12 protein-coding genes are annotated in these 18,540 nt (G+C 40.4%); 4 read left to right on the top strand and 8 right to left on the bottom strand.

All coding sequences use genetic code 11. The features are described from left to right. Window positions 1-131 precede the first annotated feature (131 nt). The 7 genes from L0657_RS06985 to L0657_RS06955 all read right to left on the bottom strand — a co-directional run bounded on the left by L0657_RS06985 (window position 132) and on the right by L0657_RS06955 (window position 9,033). Entirely contained in the window at window positions 132-1,223 is a 1,092-nt protein-coding gene (locus tag L0657_RS06985) for a type I restriction endonuclease (RefSeq protein ID WP_255717753.1), read from the bottom strand. Window positions 1,224-1,534: 311 nt separating this feature from the next. Then, the gene (locus L0657_RS06980) at window positions 1,535-2,836 is read right to left on the bottom strand and encodes a DUF5690 family protein (protein WP_235149697.1); all 1,302 of its coding nucleotides are present in this window, start codon (window positions 2,834-2,836) and stop codon (window positions 1,535-1,537) included. Between the two features lie 29 nt (window positions 2,837-2,865). Further along, complete coding sequence (locus L0657_RS06975) at window positions 2,866-4,221, bottom strand: aspartate aminotransferase family protein (RefSeq protein ID WP_235149696.1); 1,356 nt, start codon at window positions 4,219-4,221, stop codon at window positions 2,866-2,868. Window positions 4,222-4,290: 69 nt separating this feature from the next. After that, the gene (locus L0657_RS06970; RefSeq protein ID WP_235149695.1) at window positions 4,291-5,958 is read right to left on the bottom strand and encodes an alkaline phosphatase family protein; all 1,668 of its coding nucleotides are present in this window, start codon (window positions 5,956-5,958) and stop codon (window positions 4,291-4,293) included. Window positions 5,959-6,193: 235 nt separating this feature from the next. Beyond that, window positions 6,194-7,315 carry a TIGR03364 family FAD-dependent oxidoreductase gene (locus tag L0657_RS06965; RefSeq protein ID WP_235149694.1) on the bottom strand — a complete coding sequence of 374 codons (1,122 nt, stop codon included), beginning with the start codon at window positions 7,313-7,315 and terminating at the stop codon, window positions 6,194-6,196. 20 nt (window positions 7,316-7,335) lie between these two features. After that, window positions 7,336-8,046, bottom strand: coding sequence for an HAD hydrolase-like protein (locus tag L0657_RS06960; RefSeq protein WP_235149693.1), 711 nt, complete (start codon window positions 8,044-8,046; stop codon window positions 7,336-7,338). A 405-nt stretch (window positions 8,047-8,451) separates the two neighbouring features. After that, window positions 8,452-9,033: a DUF1572 family protein gene (locus L0657_RS06955; protein ID WP_235149692.1), complete on the bottom strand. Its 582-nt coding sequence runs from the start codon at window positions 9,031-9,033 to the stop codon at window positions 8,452-8,454. Between the two features lie 296 nt (window positions 9,034-9,329). On the opposite strand from L0657_RS06955, the gene L0657_RS06950 reads away from it, so the two are divergent. Further along, window positions 9,330-13,679, top strand: coding sequence for a PAS domain S-box protein (locus tag L0657_RS06950; protein ID WP_235149691.1), 4,350 nt, complete (start codon window positions 9,330-9,332; stop codon window positions 13,677-13,679). A gap of 119 nt (window positions 13,680-13,798) precedes the next feature. Beyond that, window positions 13,799-14,866 carry an endonuclease/exonuclease/phosphatase family protein gene (locus L0657_RS06945; RefSeq protein ID WP_235149690.1) on the top strand — a complete coding sequence of 356 codons (1,068 nt, stop codon included), beginning with the start codon at window positions 13,799-13,801 and terminating at the stop codon, window positions 14,864-14,866. Here L0657_RS06945 and L0657_RS06940 read toward each other — a convergent pair. Continuing rightward, the gene (locus L0657_RS06940) at window positions 14,863-15,132 is read right to left on the bottom strand and encodes a TIGR03643 family protein (RefSeq protein ID WP_235150431.1); all 270 of its coding nucleotides are present in this window, start codon (window positions 15,130-15,132) and stop codon (window positions 14,863-14,865) included. The genes L0657_RS06945 and L0657_RS06940 overlap by 4 nt on opposite strands. A 205-nt stretch (window positions 15,133-15,337) precedes the next feature. Here L0657_RS06940 and L0657_RS06935 point away from each other — a divergent pair, with 205 nt between their 5' ends. Further along, the gene (locus L0657_RS06935) at window positions 15,338-15,931 is read left to right on the top strand and encodes a 2OG-Fe(II) oxygenase (protein ID WP_235149689.1); all 594 of its coding nucleotides are present in this window, start codon (window positions 15,338-15,340) and stop codon (window positions 15,929-15,931) included. A 247-nt stretch (window positions 15,932-16,178) separates the two neighbouring features. After that, entirely contained in the window at window positions 16,179-18,530 is a 2,352-nt protein-coding gene (locus tag L0657_RS06930) for an ABC transporter permease (RefSeq protein ID WP_235149688.1), read from the top strand. Window positions 18,531-18,540: the final 10 nt, after the last annotated feature.

Below are 18,540 nucleotides of genomic sequence, written 5' to 3'. Positions count from 1 at the left end.
CGTAAGAAATTACTGCAAATGGTATTTTTTTGTTTATATAAAATATTGGATTAAGAATATTGAAGCTAGGTGGTCCATTTTCTTTACTGATTGGTTTCTCCACCTAGCTCACAGTCGAAAGTCCGATTTTTTTATGCGTTTACCGCTTTGACTTCCATGTAAGAATTTAAGGTCGCTCCTAATTCTTTTGAAAAGGTGTAAATGTCATCCAGAGACTTTATTTCATATTTTGTTTCTTTTTTATCCTTGTCAAACAAACCAATGTACTTTTTGCTTGGACTATCTAAATACAGACGACAAATCGGCTTACGGTTATTATCATCTAGGAATATGGCAAAATATGATAAAGCGTCCCTGTGTGTTATACGTATTGCCTTTACAAATGGCCTAAGAATTGACCGGACAATGTAGAATCCTTCAAGTTCTTCTTCGGTTGTAACTATTTCCTTGTCTGACTTGGACGCAAGGTTTGAAGGTGATGGCGATGGCACATCCTCCGCCAATGGCGCGTCTACCTGAGCAATCGCAGATTTTAGCCGTTCATTTATCGTGTCATTGATTATGTTTGTAACTGTCCTCTTAACCAAAGGCCTAAATGCTTCTATAACCTTTGAGGTAACAACTGACGAGTATATTTGTTTTACAAAATATTTAACAAAATCATCGTTTGGTTCATGGAATTCTACTTGTACAAGCTTTCTTATCTCATTGATATATTTCAATTCGCTTGCTGACTGATAGATACTTTCAACATCAAAATATGCCTTATGAAATTCCTTTAACTGCTCTATCTGCCCATCTTTAATTTCTTCAATATTAAATTCTAGGAAGGGTTTTTCATCCATCTTATTTGGCTCTGCCAAATCTGTGTAGAATCTAAAAATTAGGCCATTGGTGAGAATCGAGAACTTAGCCTTGGAGACATGAAAATATCTTAAAAGCTGACCATCATGAACATCAAGTTTTTGTTTCCAATGTTTGCATTCCACTAAAATAATTGGGCTTCCATCGCGGAATATCGCATAGTCAATTTTCTCGCCTTTTTTAATGCCAATATCACAAATAAATTCCGGAACAACTTCAAGTGGATTGAAAACGTCGTAACCCAAAACCTGTAAAAATGGCATGATGAAAGCATTTTTAGTCGCTTCTTCTGTGTGAATGTTGTCTTTCAGTTTTGAAACGCGTTCGCTAAACTGCTTTACCTGATCTTTAAAGTCCATAACGTTAATGAGAAGAGTTTGTAACTATTTCTATATAATATCAACTAGCTAGCTAAGTATACTACTACAACTCTCTACTCATAGATTGAGCATTAATATTAAAAAGTAAAATAAAAAAGCACCTGAAAAATTAATTTCAGATGCTGCTTCATTTCAACAATTCACTATTTATGACAAATACAGCATATACATTAAAAAATAGGATTTCAATAATAGATACTACGGCATACAACTGAGTTAACTATCTTATCATCGTAGTATTTATCGCTTTCCTTGCTCTTTTACCTATCATGCAACTCCATTGATAACGGTCACAAAGCTTTTACAAGTTTCTTCTCCTGAATAACTTTACCATTTCTCCGATGTCTTTCGAGATAAACATTTCCAATAATCAGCAAGACCAAACTGACCGCTGCCTGCAAGTAAATGAACTGCATCAGAACGTGCGACCAGCTCATCTGTTTCATGAAAAATTCTTTATATAACAACAATCCAACGCTTGACAGGTAACCGAAACTTTCACAGATGTAAACAAAAAAACCTGCATTTGCTCTTAATCTGAACAGGGCGATCAGGCGGTCAAAAATGGCGGACTGGATTACTGTGAAAGCCAGAAACATTCCGGTACCTATCGAGAGCATCCAGTAAAAACCGCTTATCAGATTATTCTCAAACAGATATGTTGAAACTGCGCTCATAAGAATACCGGCAAAAATGACAACATTCGTCATCCGGAAACCAATGAGATTATTTTTAATAAAAGCCAAACTGCCAATCACGACTAGAACGACAAAACCAGTTATCATCTCAGTCTGGGACAGAACGCTGCTAACCCAGTTGGTGTCAATTTCATTCCAGATTTCAATGGTAAAATTGTCCCGAAAATCTCTGACGACGATTAGCATAATATAACAAATAAGCAGGCAAAAAACCGGAAGACCAAACTCCGTCAGTACGTTTCTTTTGTCGTCATTCGTCATCGGAACACGTTCCGTCCTTAACCGAATATCTTCTTCTGTCGGCGCAGGCAAAACGTCCAGCATCCACACAAAAAGAAAAAAGAAAGGCAGAAACAGCAATCCGATACTAAAAGGCATCCAGAATTCCGTGATCCAGGGAAACCAGCTATGGACTTCCAGATAGGTTGTTTTCAATACGCCGGATGCAATGATTATACTGATATTTAACCCCATCGCGATCATTTCAGTAAAACGCCGGCCTTCCAGAAAACTGAAAACAACGCCATAAACCATCCCGAGCGGGAGGCCATTGATAAAAAGAAAAACGAAATTATAGGGGTAAGGAACGATGCCAAATAATAACAAAGCAGCCTCGGCAACGAGAATAAGCGAAATAATTAGCCTGACGCGTGACGTAGATTTGAGTTCTGAAATAATCTTGATACCGGTAAATTTTGACAAGGTATATCCAGCAACCTGAGATAGGATCAGTATTGTTTTATAACCAATTCCTGACAGCTGTAATCCTTCATACAAGCCGGAATTGAATGGTTTGCGGAATGCATACATGCAAAAGTACGCGCCAAAGGATGCGATAATTGACCAGGCAATAAATAAAAAATTTGAATCCAGTAATGCCTTCTTAATTCGCATGACGCTCTGATAAAATGCTGATATTTATCTTAAACGGAAGCCGTCTCCAAAGCAGTTTCCAATATTTGTAAAGCTTTTGTTAATTCTTCCCGTGTGATGGTGAGCGGTGGCGAAAGCTGCAAAACATTGCCTTGCGAAACTTTAAAACTTAGCCCATTTTTTAGGCATTCATACATGACAATTTCTGCCTCACGTACCGCCTTTTCCTTTGTTTCTCTGTCACGTACCAACTCGATACCCCACAATAAACCAATACCGCGAACATCTCCTATCAATGGAAATTTATCTTTCAGGCGATCAGTTTCAAATTTCATAAACTGCTCGTCGTCCAGTACTTTTTCCAGAATTTTATGATCTTCAATAAATTCAAGCATGGCCAGCCCTGCCACGCACCCAAGCGGACTTTTCTCATGTGTAAAATGTCCAAGCGAAACGCTTCCGGCGACATTATAACTTTCTCTGGCGACGATTGCCGCAATCGGCATCACACCTCCGCCGAGCCCTTTTCCAAGACAGATAATATCGGGCTCAATGTTGTAATGTTCAAAAGCAAACATTTTTCCCGTACGCCCAAATGCGATGGGTATCTCATCCAGAATAAGCAGTACGTTATGTTTATTACAAATTTCACGAACGCGTGTCCAATAAGCCTGCGATGGAATCTGAACATCTGTATTGCGAATGGTCTCGATCATAAAAGCACCGATATCACTCTCCTTTTCAATGACATATTCCAGGTAATCTGCATAGGCAACGTCGCTGCCACCAGCAGAATTGAAAGGGCCACGATAGGTCATCGGAGGCGGAATTCGTTCGACACCGGGCATTAGCGGTCCAATATCTTTCCTGAAATCCAGTTCGCCGCCCGCTGAAATAGCGTCCAGGGAAGCGCCGTGGAAGGAATCCCAGAGCGAAATAATTTTATGTTTTCCAGTAACAATTCTCGCCAGTTTCAAAGCCATACTGATCGAAGACGTGCCACCTGGCGCAAACAAAACCCGCTTCAAATCGCCGGGTAAGAGCGCACTTAATTTTTTCGCCAGTTCTATGGCCGGGACGTTGGTATAACGCCGTGGAGAAAACGGCAAAATATCCAATTGCTCCTTAATCCGGTCAATGATATAAGGATTTCTGTAACCAACCTGATGCACGTTGTTTCCATGAAAATCCATGTATTTTTTGCATTGAATATCAGTCAGATAAATTCCCTCGCAAGAAGCAAGTACATCCAGACAAGGCGTAGAAAGTGCCTGGTGAAGAAAATATTCAGAGTCTTCTGCCAATAAAGAAAGGGTATCTTCGTCCTTTATTACGGCATACCAGTTACTCCGCGCTGATGTCAGATTGATATCTCCTTCTGTCCGATTGTGTTGTTTTTCACTCATTGCTATTCAAAAAAATGTCGGCGTCAGATTATTTGTAAAATATATAAAGTGTTTAGGAATAATCAGTTATCACTTCGCAAAAAGCTTGTTGGCGGGAATCAATTGTTTGGTAATTCCTGGTCCTTTATAAAAAGCATCAAGCCAGAACCCGCCTCCATTGTTATAATATTCCACACGAATCGGATGTCTGCCGGCTGTCAGTTCGATTGATCCGGTTTCTTCCATCACGCCATGATTTCCGTCATTATCCACGAATTCTTTACCGTCAATGAACAGTTTACTTCCATCATCAGATTGTGTTGAGAATGTATATTTTCCGGGTGTGTCAATCTGGATAAAACCTGAAAACTGCAACGCGAAACTCTCATTCCCTTTTTCAAGTATCCCGTTAATTTGATCGCGGTTGATATTAAACTCCGGGCTGATCCAGGATGATCCTTTCTTTAAAGTGCCAAATACAGGGAGTTTTGAAAGCTCTTTTCCCTGATAAAAAGTGGTAGTTAGGCCATTTCCCGAACCCGGTTTAACCAATCGAAAATAGGCTGTTGACAACAAACTTGCATTCCCCTTTTCATCGAAAGATTTCGCTTTTACAACCGTCGTCTTATTGACTGTAAACGGAGCCTTATACTCCGGTGAAGCTTCATCCGGATCCTTACCGTCGGTTGTATATCTGGTTATCCCTTTTTCCGCTTTTGTATCGATTTTAACCGTTGCTGTTTCAGTGGTAAATAATCCACCAGCTTGCTGATAAAGTTTTCGTTCAGGATAAATAACTGGCGGAGTTACCATTTTTTCTCCCAGCCATAAATTTTCAGGTTCTGAAAATCCGTCAAAAGCAGATTTCACCGGACGGCCCGTCCAGGCATATGGCGGGGTGATATCCAGAGCAAATGCAATTGTTGCCGCCAGATCATAGGTATACACCTGCTGTTCAATTTTATAACCTTTTTTCACATCCTTGCCATAAAATATTCCGGCAATCTCTGCTTCCTGAGGCGTTGCGCCTCCATGTCCATATCCGATCCCACCATGATCAGCCCAGATAATGACCGAAGTATTTTCTTCAATACCTGCGTCTTTGATACCCTTCAAAATCTGTCCGACCAACGAGTCAGCCTTCGCAACTGATTGGTAATACTCCTGGGACCCATGGCCGCCATGGTGGCCTGCATGATCTACATGATCAAAATGTACAAATCCAAGTGCCGGCTTTTTATCTTTGATATACCGGATAAAATCCGTCGCCGTTGAATCCTCTGTTGAAAAGTTTTTATCGTAATTGAGTGCGTTTTTTTGAAACAATCTGCCAAAACCATCCCAGTGATAAACCGTCCCGATTTCTGCTTCCGGTTTCGCTTTATGAAAAACACTGAAAATTGTTGGAAAACGGCCATCCGCTTCCTGAACGATAGGCGGCAATGTGTGGTCGTCCATTTCCCAGTCGTTGCTGATAATGCCATGCTGCTCCGGGCCCGCGCCCATAATCATGGAAGCCCAATTCTGGCTGCTGCTGGAAGTAAGTACCGTACGCACATTCCATTTTACGCTGCCGTTAGCAATCATATCATGAATCACAGGCGTTTTTGCCTTTTGAATCCCATCGGGACTGAGCCCGTCAATGCCAATGACAATGACGTGCTCAATACCAGAAGGAGCCTTTTCGCCATCTTTTTTACAAGATGCGAACAGGGCAATCAAAAAAAGAAATTTAAGGGTTTGGGAATTGAAAGTCATCTTGATTATGGTTTGCTCTTGGTAATCCTTGCATTGCATTTTTCCTTACAGACATGCGACTCGAATTCATTTGTTGGCGCCAACTTAAAACTTATCAATGTCGATCATAGCGCCTCTAAATTTGAACGCCAAGTACTATACGAAGCATTATTTACGTTAAGGTTTTTGCTACATTATTTTTCTTAGATGTTTCAGGTAAGAATCAACAAGGATATAGTTCTCAAAGACAAAATCCTTAATAAGTCCCGCCGATAACCTCGTCGCATAAACCGAAAGACAGCGTCATACCTGCTCCTCCAAGTCCGTTGATAATTGTCACCCCTTCGTTTGGACGTATTACTATTTCCGTATTTCCGTTGGTCATCTTCGGGTATATGCCATGCCATGTCTGAAAAACTTTGGAAGATTTGAACTCAGCAAAAGTTGCCAGATAATCCAGAATCATGGTGTTTATAAATTCTCTGTCGAAAGGGTCAAAAGTCAGCGCATATTCATGAGAATCTCCGACCGTTATTTCACCAAGGCCGTTCTGTGAAGCCATAACATGGATTCCCCATTTCAAATATTCTGCGTATTCCGCTTTGTATCTTTCTTTTAACTTGTCCAGAGAGGCCGCAGATTTAAATCCATCATAATGAATAAGTGATAACCCACCGCATAAGGCTGGTCCGATCTTCCAGTTATCTGGCTGAGATTCCAGACGAAGCATCTGTAACTTACATTTGGTAATGGCAGTATTCGAAAATTCTTCCGGATAAAGCGTTTCAAAATCCTGTCCGCTGCAAACGAAAATCTCATCTGCTGACCACTGGTTTTTACCAGAACTTACGGTTGGATAACTCACTTCGGAAATGGCCGTATCCCAGATAAAATTTACCCCATATTTTTCATTAAGATAAGCAGGAATTCCTGCGATCGCTTCTCTCGGATCAACGATCATCTCGTCCTTACAAAACAGAGACCCTAACAAGCCGTTCTGGTTAACCGCAGGTGATTTTGAAAGCGTTGCTTCCGGTGTAAGAATACTTACCGGCCGTTTGTCACTAACATCAACAATCTGCTGAATGACTTCCAGTTCGTCCTGTTGATACGCCATGTGCAAACTCCCGCCCTCATGAAACCATAACTTTCCGCCAGTCAGAACTTCTTTCCATATACTCTTCGCTTTCAGAGCTCTTTCGTAAAGTTTGCCTTCCGGCTGCCCGATCGGCCAGACCATCCCGAAATTTCTGATTGACGCTCCAATTGCTTTACTTGACCTTTCAATAACCGTCACCTGATATCCTCTTGCGCCCAATGCCCGTGCACTCGCCAACCCTACGATCCCTGCACCGATCACTATTGCTGATTTGCTCATGCTTAATAGTTTTTATTTTACTAGCTTTCTTTTTCGATTAAAATTTTGACATCCTCAGAAATGATCGCGATCACTTCCGAAATATCGTCAATAATATGCGTAGGATTATAAGGCATTAGCTCTTCCCGGGTAAACGCACCGGTGGTTACCCCTATTACATATTTACAGCCGCTATTAATTCCTTCATTTATATCAACTTCGGTATCACCCACTTTGGCTACAACTTCCGAGGAAACAACATCAAGCTCTGCTTTAATTTTTTCGATCATATCGGGAAAAGGACGGCCGTTTTCAACCTCATCGCTGGCGACCATAAGATCAATCTTATCTGCCCAACCCAATCTGCGGATGATGACATCTGCTATATTTTTTGAAAAACCGGTGTCCAGCGCAATTTTCACTCCTGCTTCGCGAAGAACCCTGAACGTTTCCTCTACATTAGGGAGCGGAACTATTTCATTGGAAGTTTCATAAAAATGGACCATACTGGTCACAAACTCAGCATGAATATTTTCAATCAGCTGCTCCGTAATTTTGCTTTTATCTGCTTCATGCTTATCAAGCATCATTCTGATTGCGACTGGTTTTTCATAACCCATAATCGGATTAATATTTTCAATTGCGATATTATAACCGTAGGCATTCATCGCATTTTGAAACGCAAGCCCCACTGCATTTTTATCTTTAACGGTGGTTCCCGCCATATCAAATACAACAAGTTCAATCGACATTTTATATTATTTTTAATTGGTGAACTAATACTTAACTATGCACTTTTTAGTCAGAACTGTATCAACTACAAAGAAACTCCTCACACTTTCTTGTAAAGTATAACTAAACAAAAGATGAAATTTTGACAATCTAACATCAACGACCGGCGCTATAAAAATACTTAAAATTGCAAATATAACCAAACAAAAGTTTACACATATTAAACAAACGGTCAAATAATATCCTTTACTACTGTAAAAGTAGCAGTGAAATTTTAAAAGAATATTATCTAAATGTTAATTAATACTAAACATTTGAAAATTAAGTTTCTTTAAAACAATATAATAAATTTGCTCCCGCGCCTTTTTCCTAATTCCAGGAAGTTGAATTCAACAAAAAAATAAACACATCCCTTGCTCGTCGGTTTATGTATTCTGGCCAGATTCCTTACCAGTATACTCGTCTGTGAAATGTTGTTTTCCTTTGGGTTTGGCAAATTTTTCTGCATTATATTTCCCGGATTCTCCACGGGGAATTGAAAGCGACTCCCAATGGTAATCCTTTAACATTTTTCCGATAAAGACAATCTGGCCGACATGATAAGGATAATGCGAGAGCTGGCGGTTTATGGCCTCCGTTATGGTATGCCCCTGATTTCGTATGTAGACGACAGTGTCAAAGTTCTCTTCGTTGGACGAATCCAGAGCGTTAAATAAACACTGCCAACCATCATTCCATTTTTCAAGAATTTCTTTCCTGTCTTTTAAATCATTATCGAATTCCGAGTCCTGGTTGCGCCAGTCCTTTTCACCATCCAACGTTAAAAAATCTGTCCAGCGAGAAAGCATATTTCCGTGCAAATGTTTTACGATGGATGCAATACTATTGCTGTCTTCGTTGAACTTCCAAAAAAGCTGATCGTCCGACAGCTGACGAAAAGTCATTTCGCCAAGCAATTTATAATACTCAAACTGCTTTCTTACGCTTTCAAGATAGGCTGTAATCATATTTCAGATATCAGAATGAAGAGTTTGATTTACACAAATTGGAAGATCCTAAAATACTTTTTTACGCTGCTAAAATACTTTAACAATTATATTTTTTATCAATAACAAAATAATGACCGGTTGGAATATCGAAAATGAGTCTGACAGTGCAAAATTATCAATTGGATTATATGCCCTGAAACGCGCCAGACTATATTAATTTCAACGAAAAATACCTTTTGTCTCCCATTCTTTAATAATCCAAAAAAAATCATGAGATTTAGAGGAAATTGGAACATCACATACTCAACATAAAAATGAAATTTGTCCCCATCCCTGACAATGAGAACGAACGACTAAGGGCCCTTCTAAACTATCAGATTCTAGACACCCAAACGGAACAGGAATTCGACAGATTAACGGAACTGGCTTCCATCATCTGCGAAACTCCGATTTCATTGGTATCTTTTGTTGATGAGAAAAGACAATGGTTCAAATCCAGAAAAGGTCTTGATGTCCGGGAAACATCCAGAGATCTTGCCTTCTGTCAATATGCCATCATGGGCGACAAACTCTTCGAGGTCGAAGACGCAACGCGGGACGAACGCTTTAGAACAAATGAGCTCGTAACAGGAAAACCAGATATCCGGTTTTATGCAGGATTCCCGCTCGTGGATCCGGGAGGATACTCGCTGGGAACCCTTTGCGTGATCGATACTAAAACCAGACAACTCACTTCTCAGCAGAAAAACGCATTGAAATTACTGGCGGACCAAGCGATATCTCTGATTATTGACCAAAGAAAAAGAGTCGAGCTGAGGTATTTTGAGAAGCTTTTTCAAATGTCAAATGACCTGGTTTGTATTGCAGGAGCAGATGGATATTTTAGAAAAATCAATCCCGCTTTCGAAGAGTTACTAGGCTGGGATGAAGAATTTTTGTTAAAAACAGCATTTTTTGAATTTATCCATCCCGAAGATTTAGAAAAAACATATCAGGAAATGGCCCGGCTTTCGGACGGCCAGATCACCATAAATTTTGTCCATCGTTTTCGTACAAAAAACGGGAAATATCTACACCTTCAATGGACAGCCACGCCGGAACCAGATACTGGAAATTTATTCTGTATCGCCCGGAATATCACGGAAGAAAAAAACAGGGAAGATAAATTAAGGATCAGCGAAGAAAATTTCAGGTCCTTTTTTGAAAATTCCCAGGGGTTGATGTGTACCCATGATATAAACGGTAATTTCCTGACGGTCAACTCGGCAGGTGCCGAGTTGCTGGGTTATACAACCGAAGAAGTTTTGAAGATAAGCCTTTTTGACCTTGTACCAGAGAAACATCATCACATTTTACAAGCTTATCTGAAAGAAATTTCGAATACGGGCAAAGCCAGCGGATTAATGAGCACGGTGCATAAGAACGGCACTTATAGAATTTGGAGCTATCATAATATTCTTGTGAAGTCACTCGACGGAACTGCCCATGTAGTTGGAAATTCAATAGATATTACCGAAAGCCATCAAATGGCAAAAAGTTTGCAAAAAACGCAGGAAATGCTGTTGCAGACAAACCGGACAGCACGTGTCGGCGGCTGGGAAGTTGACCTTGTAAAAGGAATTATAAACTGGTCTGAGGTTACGAAAGAAATTCATCAGATTCCGCCTGGCTTTGAGCCAAGCCTTGATGTGGCAATGAATTTTTATCAGGATGGCGAAAGCAGGGAAAAGATAGAAAAGGCAATAGATCTGGCGCTGACAGAGGGAATTGGATTTGATCTTGAACTGGAACTTAGGACGGCAAAGGGCGAAGACTTGTGGGTACGAGCGATAGGCAATTCTGATATGGAGAACGGAGTATGTAAAAGGCTTCATGGAACATTTCAGGATATTGACGCAAAGAAACGGGCAGAATTAGAATTCCGGAACTCGAAAAAACTGCTGGATGATGTGCTGAACGCTGCATCCGAAGTCAGCATCATTGCCACGGATACCAGTGGAATTATTACGGTTTTTAACAAAGGAGCTGAAAAGTTGCTTGGATATACTGCCGAGGAAATGGTCGGAAAGTCGACATCGTCCATAATCCATCTGGAAGAGGAAATTTTATCAAGGTCCGAGGAACTATCGAGAGATTACCACATGCCAGTTGAGGGATTTAAGACTTTGGTTTATAAAGCTGAAAGAGAAGGATCTGAAATCCGCGAATGGACATATAGAAAGAAAAATGGGACACTTTTCCCTGTCTCGCTTGTCGTGACGACAATCCGGGATGTGAACAACACGATCATAGGATACCTCGGCGTCGCCAGTGACTTATCAGCCAGAAAACAGGCAGAAGAGGAACTGGTCATACAAAGTGCGAGACTGCTGGCTTTTGTTGAACATGCACCTGCCGCAGTCGCAATGTTGGATAAGGATATAAGATATCTTGCCATCAGCCATCGCTGGCTGGAAGAATATCGGTTGGTTGGTCAGGATATTATCGGAAAGTCCCACTATGAAGTTTTTCCGAGTATCGACGAAAACTGGAAGGAAGTCCACCAGCGAAGTCTCAAGGGAGCAGTAATAACCAAAGAAGAAGAAAGCTGGCGGCCGCCAGGATGGGATCAGGATCAGTACTTGAAATGGGAGGTCAGGCCCTGGTATCAATTTGACGGCGTGGTCGGCGGTATCATGATTTTTACTCAGGACATTACAGAAACCGCGCTCCGTAGAGAAGAATTGAAACAGGCAAAAATCCAGGCTGAACAGGCAAGTATCGCGAAATCGGAATTTCTGGCAAATATGAGCCATGAGATAAGAACTCCGCTAAATGGGGTGATCGGGTTTACTGACCTGGTTTTAAAAACCAAAATGACGGATACGCAAAAACAATATTTAGGTATAGTCAACCAATCTGCTAATGCTCTGTTAAGTATTATTAACGATATTCTTGACTTCTCAAAGATCGAAGCCGGGAAGTTAGAGCTGGATATCGATAAGTGTGATATATACGAAATAGCCTCGCAATCGGCGGATATAATTTCGTTTCCTGTCCAGAGTAAGGGATTGGAGATGCTTCTGAATATTCCGTCGGATTTGCCGCGTTTTGTTTGGGTTGACGAAATCAGGCTTAAACAGGTTTTGATTAATCTTCTAAGCAACGCCGCAAAGTTTACCGAAAACGGTGAAATAGAGCTAAAAATTGAAATTCTGAAATATAACCCAACCGAAAGCGAACACATTATGTGCCGGTTTTCAGTCAGAGATACCGGAATTGGAATCCGTGAGGATAAACAGAATAAAATTTTTGAAGCATTTTTACAGGAAGACGGTTCTACAACCAAAAAATATGGCGGGACTGGCCTTGGGCTGACGATTTCGAATAAGCTATTGGGCATGATGGGCAGCAGGCTTCAGTTGAAAAGTTTTCCCGGAGTTGGCAGTACCTTCTTTTTTGACCTTGCCATGCGTTCTGAGACCGGCGAAGCGATAGAATGGGAAAACTTAGACTCGATTAAACGCGTGTTGATCGTAGATGACAACGACAATAATCGTATCATTTTAGCAGAAATGCTTAGACTTTTAAAAATTGAATCGGATCAGGCAAGCAATGGTTTTGACGCTCTAAATATCCTGGCGAGAGGTGAAACTTTTGATGCGGTGTTGATGGATTATCATATGCCATACCAAGATGGTTTAGAAACGATAAGACAAATTCGTGAAACATTTTTTATGAATGCAGACGAGCTTCCTATCGTTTTGCTAAACAGCTCTGCGGATGATGCCACTGTTCTTAAAGGCTGCGAGGAACTGGATATTAATTACCGGCTGATCAAGCCTGTAAAACTTCATGATATTTTTCTGTCTTTAACCCGTTTGTCCCAAAAGGAAAAGGCAGAAGAGCAAAGCAACATCGAAATTCAGCATGAGATCAGCAATGGAAAATTACTGATTGTCATTGCTGAGGACAACCCCGTGAATATGTTTCTAGCAAAAACGATTATTGGAAAAATAAGTCCCAACTCAAAAATTCTGGAAGCTGAAAACGGTTTAAAGGCTGTTGAGATTTGTAAAAAGCAGCTGCCTGACCTCATTTTCATGGATGTTCAAATGCCTGAAATGAATGGATATGAAGCAACTTTGGCAATCAGGGAATTAGTTACGAGCAGACATATTCCTATTATCGCCCTTACTGCCGGCAATGTTAAGGGCGAGCGTGACAAATGCCTGGAAGTAGGGATGGACGATTTCATTTCAAAACCTTTTGTTGAAGATGCCATCTGGCAGATTTTCCAAAAATATACAGGATTGACTAATGGAAATGCAGTAAGTGAACAAAAGGCAGAGATGATCCAAAATGAGCACATCGACATTGATAAGCTGAAAGCAGTTTACATGAGCGATGACGAGTTTATCGCTGAATTTCTAGAATTAACACGAGATAGTTTAATAAAAAATCTGGACGATCTTAAAGCCAGCCTCGCATCTGCAAATTTGAGCGAGATAAAAGCAGCAGGGCATAAACTGAAAGGTGCTTCGGCAGCAGCTTATTTGACAGAGGTAACCAAAATCGCTGGAATACTGGAATATATGGAATCATTCGATAAAAAAATTATTACAGAACTTCTTGATAAACTGGAAAGTGAAATTGAATTCCTGAAACCTTTTTTGGTAAAATAAATCGTCGGTTTCAGTAATAATATTAACAGCATTCAGTCCTTGAAAAATAAAAATTTTTTTTCAGGACTGAATTTATTCGATATTCGTGCGTATTCGTTACATACCAATGCTTTAAAATAATGCAATCGCTTAAACTATTCCTTGAAATTTTTGGAGGTCTGATCATTCTCTTTTCGATCATTCCTCTTATTAAAAATGACTACTGGGCATTCCGGGTATTTGAATATCCCCGGTTGCAAAAACTATTTCTGAACCTGGCAGTTCTGATCGTTTATATTTCTTTGTTTGCTGTCTCAACTCCCTTTCAATATGTTTTCCTGGCCGCACTGCTTGCCAACACCGGTTATCTGATTTTTCAGATCTATAAGTTCACTTTTCTTTCAAAAAAAGTGCTTCTGAAAGCTTCAAAATCAGATGAAAAAAATCAGGTGAGCATCATATCTTCAAATGTTTTTCAAGACAATAAAAACACTTCGGGGTGCCTTAAAATGCTTCATAAGCACGATCCGGATATCATTCTGTTGCTTGAAACCGATGAATTCTGGTACAAAGGCACGGAAGAATTAAAGGAAAAGTATCCGCATCAGGTCCTGGTCCCTTTGAACAACACTTACGGAATGCTTCTATATTCCAAACTGGAACTGATTGATTCTGAGGTGAGATATCTTGTTGATGAAGAAATCCCTTCTATCAAAACAGAAGTAAAATTACCCTCGGGGCAGAAGGTTAGATTGTACTGCGTACACCCTACACCGCCAGTGCCGGGTGAGAATTCATATTCAACAGAACGGGATAAGGAACTATTACTGGTTGCCAAAGAGGTGAAGGAAAATTCTTTTCCTACTATCGTTGTCGGTGATTTGAACGACGTCGCCTGGTCTTACACAACGGAATTATTTACCAAAATCAGCGGACTCCTTGACCCGAGGAGGGGGCGCGGATTCTTTAACACATTCCATGCAAAATATCCGTTTTTAAGGTTTCCCTTAGACCATCTGTTTTGCTCAACAGATTTTAAGTTAATCAGGATCATGAGACTTGAAAACTTTAATTCAGACCATTTCCCGATTCTTATTGAGCTTCAATACGAGAAAAATGCTGATCTGCATCAGGAAGAACCACAAGCCGATGGCGAAGATATCGCATTGGCGGAGGAAAAAATCAATAAGGAAACCGACCAGGATTAACGCTTGCTGATATTATTGTGTGTTATGATGCGTTGCAACGCTGACTTAAACCGGTTGATACCAGGCGTGCGTTTCAACAAATGTTTCTGACTGACACCACTATGCACCCGTTTCCGCCACATGATAAAACTGCTACGTTTTAATTGTTCGCGCATCAACTTAATTACGTCGCTCTCTGATAATCCAAACTGAGCTTCGATCGCTTCAAATGGTGTACGGTCCTCCCAGGCCATTTCTACTACGCGGTCTGTTTCTTCTGATGTCATCATTTTGTGTTGATTAATTCTTAGCAAAGGTAATTGATTATCATTCATTTTAATTGCGTTTCTGATGCTATTGGCGATTAAAATAACCATTCCAGATCATTCCGCTTAGGATCCATCTGATAAGTGAAAATAAATCTTATTAAATGCTCATTTACAGTTACCTTCACTAGCCACGGCGTTCTGCCGGCGTGCTTAACTCAGCTTCTTGCTAAAAGCCTTTAATTCCCTCATCGACAGTTTCATAGACAATAAGGTGGGCATCGCAGAAAACTTTTTAAGCGATGCTTTGGCATCGCATCTAAAAGACAATCTCCAAACATTATTCTTTAATAAACAACTACTTAACGCCGGCACTGGCAACGAGGCAGTTGCTATGCAGGATAAATTGGTCAGGGGAGACAAAATTTACTGGCTGGACCGAACGCACAACGATCCTTACGAAAATGAATTTTTTGATCTGATAGACCAATTTGTAAGTCATCTGAATAGCTCTTGTTACACAGGAATAACGGGGTATGAATTTCATTATACCCTATATGAAAAAGGCAGTTTCTACAAAAAACATCTGGATCAGTTTCGCAATAATGGAAGCCGTCAGTATTCGATGATTATGTACCTCAACGCCGACTGGGAACAAAAGGACGGCGGGGAATTACGAATTCATCAGTCCGGAAGCGAGCAAAATATCGCTCCCACGAATGGGAAAAGTGTCTTTTTCAAAAGCAGTGAATTAGAACATGAAGTCTTAATTACAAACACCGCAAGAATGAGCATAACGGGATGGCTAAAAATAAATTAACGCTATGGAATTTTGGTGATGAAGACTTATGAAGATCTTCATATAAATTATTTCAACCAATTGGTATTAACATCAATGTTATAACGCGTCCGATTCTGCTAATGAAGTGTTCAAATTCGAACATTCAGAACGTCAAGATAAAATTTCAATATTTGATTATCAGGAAGTTAAATAAAAACCTATTAATGGTATAAATTTTTTGGACAAGCATTAATTCTGAAACCTGAGTTTAAATAACATCAGCCATATGTTCCAAAACTACTTCAAAATTGCGATCAGAAGTTTGCTAAAAAGTAAACTTTTTTCATTCATTAATATATTCGGGCTTGCGCTTGGTATGTCTTGCAGTTTATTAATTTGGCTTTGGGTCAAGGATGAACTATCGTTTAACCGCTTTTATGCGGATCTTGAAAACATCTACATCATACGCTCGGCGTCGGATTGGAAGGGGCAGAAAAATGTGGGCGAAGCGACACCGGGGCCTTGGTCTGAGGCCATTCAAAAAGAATCGGCCGACTTAGCGGCAATCACAAAAATTACCTGGAACCGCGACTTACTTGTTAAAGTTGGCGAAAAATCGACAAAGGAAAGTGGACTTTATGCCACCTCGGATTTTTTTAAAGTTTTCCAGACACCATTTTTGGAAGGTAAGTCTGAATCAGCGATCAGTTCGCCAACCTCCATTGCCATTTCAAAAAAACTGGCTGAAAAATATTTTGGCGACACAGGTGCTTTGGGCAAAACACTTCAGCTTGATAATGCGACGAATTTTACTGTCAGTGCCGTTTTTGAAGATATCCCGCAAAATGCGTCGGTAAGGTTCGACTGGATCGTAAATTTCAAAGTTCAGGAACAGGATTGGATGAAAACATGGGGAAATTATAGTTTTAAAACCTATGCACGATTATCAGATAAAGCCGATGTAGCTCACGCTGAACAGGTCATACAGAAGATCATAAAAAAGAATTCCCCTCCTCAGTTTACAAGTTATCCGATACTGCAAGGTCTGAAAGACGTTTATCTTTATTCTGAATATGAAGATCTGAAACCTGTCGGAGGAAGGATTGAATATGTGCGGGTATTTTCTATTGTCGCAATCTTTATTTTGCTGATTGCCTGTGTCAACTTCATGAATCTGGCCACGGCACGTTCGGTAAAGCGCGCGAAAGAAGTTGGTGTAAGAAAAGTTGTCGGCGCAGAAAGGAAATTTCTTGTCATGCAATTTATGGGCGAGTCATTGATTGTCAGTATCCTTGCGGCAGTTCTGGCTATTCTGTTTGTTATTTTATTACTTCCGGCGTTTAACGAAGTGGTGCAAAAACAGATAAATTTGACCGTTTCTGATCCCGTATTGTGGCTTTCAGTTCTGGGTTTAATTCTCATCACAGGACTTGTCGCAGGAAGTTACCCGGCACTTTACCTTTCAAGTTTGCAACCTATTCGTATCCTTAAAGGCAGATTGACTTTCACGAGATCAGGTGGCTATTTAAGAAAAGGCCTGGTCGTTTTTCAGTTCTCTCTTTCTGTGTTCCTGATTACAGGTATGCTGGTGATCAGCCGCCAAATGAATTACATCCAGACGAAAAAACTTGGGCTTGACCGCGAAAACGTGATGTATATTTCTCTGGAAGGCGAGCTGCCAAATAAACTGGAAGCTTTTCGGCAGGAAATTTTAAACTCCCCTTTTATCGGAGCTGCTACAACCACGGGAGCGATTCCTACCAATATTCAGAGCAGTTCTGGCGATCTGGACTGGGCTGGCCGCGACAAGGACCTTGAAAACTGGGTAAACGCAACTTACGTGGGGTATGATTTTGCTAAAACAATGAACATCCAGATGGTCGAAGGCAGAGATTTTTCGAAGGAATTTGCCGCAGATACCGCCAATTATATCATCAACGAAGCAGCAGCCAAAATGATGAAGATGAAAAATCCTGTCGGGCAGCAAGTGAAATTCTGGATGGGAAAAGGCACAATCGTGGGTGTTATGAAAGATTTCCATCTTAGTACTTTCCATTCTGCCATACAGCCATTGATTTTCGTGAATTATAAAGGTTTGAATACTGAATATATGATGATCAAAGCCAAAGCCGGCAAAACTTCAGAAGCAGTAAGTCATGTAGAAAAAGTAGCAAAAAATTTCAATCCAAATTACCCATTCAACTATCATTTTCTGGATGAGGATTATGAAAAGATGTATCGGTCAGAAATCATTGTAAACACATTGATCAAATATTTCGGTATCCTTGCCATCGTAATTTCCTGCCTAGGACTGCTGGGGCTGGCTGCTTTTACAGCCGAGCAACGGACTAAGGAAATTGGTATACGAAAAGTATTGGGAGCAAATGTTGGCAGTGTAATTGCCTTGCTGTCCAAGGATTTTGTAAAACTGATCATCATTGCAATTTTTATAGCCACACCAATTGCCTGGTATGCCGTCAATAAATGGCTTGCAAGTTTCGTATATCACATTGATCTTACCTTTGAAATTTTTGCACTCGCAGGAGCCATTGCAATTCTCGTAGCGATGTTTACCGTCAGCTTCCAGAGTATCAAAGCTGCTTTGATGAATCCTGTTAAATCTTTGCAGAGCGAATAAAAAAAGGGTC

Origin of the sequence: Dyadobacter sp. CY345 (assembly GCF_021502725.1) — a bacterium.
GTDB lineage: Bacteria > Bacteroidota > Bacteroidia > Cytophagales > Spirosomataceae > Dyadobacter.
Note: the sequence above shows the minus strand (reverse complement) of the source record. Positions and strands in the feature narration are given on the sequence as shown.

Excerpts from the sequence above, each read along its gene's own strand:
- L0657_RS06955 (WP_235149692.1), bottom strand. The coding sequence starts at position 9,033 with ATGATTACAGCCTATCTTGAAAGCGTAAGAAAGCAGTTTGAGTATTAT.
- L0657_RS06980 (WP_235149697.1), bottom strand. The coding sequence starts at position 2,836 with ATGCGAATTAAGAAGGCATTACTGGATTCAAATTTTTTATTTATTGCC.
- L0657_RS06950 (WP_235149691.1), top strand. The coding sequence starts at position 9,330 with ATGAAATTTGTCCCCATCCCTGACAATGAGAACGAACGACTAAGGGCC.
- L0657_RS06985 (WP_255717753.1), bottom strand. The coding sequence starts at position 1,223 with ATGGACTTTAAAGATCAGGTAAAGCAGTTTAGCGAACGCGTTTCAAAA.
- L0657_RS06940 (WP_235150431.1), bottom strand. The coding sequence starts at position 15,132 with ATGACATCAGAAGAAACAGACCGCGTAGTAGAAATGGCCTGGGAGGAC.
- L0657_RS06945 (WP_235149690.1), top strand. The coding sequence starts at position 13,799 with ATGCAATCGCTTAAACTATTCCTTGAAATTTTTGGAGGTCTGATCATT.
- L0657_RS06960 (WP_235149693.1), bottom strand. The coding sequence starts at position 8,046 with ATGTCGATTGAACTTGTTGTATTTGATATGGCGGGAACCACCGTTAAA.
- L0657_RS06965 (WP_235149694.1), bottom strand. The coding sequence starts at position 7,315 with ATGAGCAAATCAGCAATAGTGATCGGTGCAGGGATCGTAGGGTTGGCG.
- L0657_RS06970 (WP_235149695.1), bottom strand. The coding sequence starts at position 5,958 with ATGACTTTCAATTCCCAAACCCTTAAATTTCTTTTTTTGATTGCCCTG.
- L0657_RS06930 (WP_235149688.1), top strand. The coding sequence starts at position 16,179 with ATGTTCCAAAACTACTTCAAAATTGCGATCAGAAGTTTGCTAAAAAGT.
- L0657_RS06975 (WP_235149696.1), bottom strand. The coding sequence starts at position 4,221 with ATGAGTGAAAAACAACACAATCGGACAGAAGGAGATATCAATCTGACA.